Source organism: Microbacterium sp. B19 (genome assembly GCF_000333395.1).
In the GTDB taxonomy this organism is placed as follows: Bacteria; Actinomycetota; Actinomycetes; order Actinomycetales; family Microbacteriaceae; genus Microbacterium.
Genome location: NZ_BADA01000487.1, coordinates 1 through 1,252, shown reverse-complemented (window position 1 = coordinate 1,252; position 1,252 = coordinate 1). Strand labels below are relative to the sequence as shown.

The window sequence follows — 1,252 nt, the reverse complement described above, 5'->3', positions numbered from 1 at the left end:
AGGACGACGCCCCCGTCGTCGAGATCGAGTACCACTCGTTCGAACTCTCGCCCGACACCCCCGTCGACTTCGTCGGCGGCGAGGTGGACTACCTCTCCCAGCACAAGGGCATCTCACCGCTNCAGGCGCGGGAGATGCTCGACCGCGTGACCGGCGTCGCCGCCGAGGCGGGCCTCGAGTACCGCTTCGACATCCTGCAGCACACGAACACCGTGAAGGCGCACGAGCTGCTGCACTTCGCCAAGGAGCACGGGCGTCAGCTCGAGCTCTCGGAGCGCCTCATGTCGGCGTACTTCCTCGAGGGCAAGCACGTCGGCCGCGATGACGACCTCGTCGAGCTCGCTGTGGAGATCGGACTGGATGCCGAGCTCGCCCGCGAGGCGCTGAGCTCCGGCCGCTTCCGCGACGCGGTGCGCGCCGACCAGGCGCAGGCGCAGGCCTACGGCATCAGCGGTGTCCCGTTCTTCGTGATCGACGGGAAGTACGGCGTCAGCGGCGCGCAGCCGGTCGAGGCCTTCACGCAGATCGCCCGCCAGGTGTGGGGCGAGCGTCGCGCGGCTGCGAACGAGCCGGAGACCGCGCAGGCGTGACCCCTCCTCCCCAGGCCTCCCCGCGTCCACAGCGACACCGTGTGGGCGCGGGGTCTGGGAGAATGGAACGATGACCACGGCATTGGCCCCGACGCGCGCGCTGCGCATCGGCCCCATCGAACTCGACGCCCCGGTCGTGCTCGCGCCCATGGCCGGAATCACCAACACGGCGTTCCGGCGACTGTGCCGCGAGTACGGCGCCGGGCTGTACGTCAGCGAGATGATCACGACCCGCGCGCTCGTCGAGCGCAATGACACCACGATGCGTCTCATCCGGCACCACGAGTCCGAGACGCCGCGCTCGATCCAGCTCTACGGCGTCGACCCGGCGACCGTCGAGGCGGCGGTGCGCATGATCGTCGCGGAAGACCACGCCGATCACATCGACCTCAACTTCGGCTGCCCCGTCCCGAAGGTGACACGCCGCGGCGGCGGTGCCGCGCTGCCGTGGAAGCTCACGCTGTTCCGCGAGATCGTCGAGCGCGCGGTGCGCGCGGCGGGCAACCTCCCGCTGACGATCAAGATGCGCAAGGGCATCGACGCCGACCACCTGACGTACCTCGAGGCCGGACGCATCGCCGAGGGCGCTGGCGTCTCCTCCATCGCGCTGCACGCGCGCACGGCATCCGAGTTCTACTCCGGTCAGGCCGACTGGACGGATC

Annotated in this window: 2 protein-coding genes; both read left to right on the top strand. The window is 70.0% G+C overall.

The annotated features are described in order from the left end of the window. On the top strand, positions 1 to 590 hold a 590-nt coding region (locus I5G_RS23155; RefSeq protein ID WP_022880093.1), incomplete at its 5' end, for a DsbA family protein. A 70-nt stretch (positions 591 to 660) separates the two neighbouring features. Continuing rightward, positions 661 to 1,252, top strand: a 592-nt coding sequence (locus tag I5G_RS16765; protein WP_022880092.1) for a tRNA-dihydrouridine synthase, incomplete at its 3' end; no start/stop codon positions are given.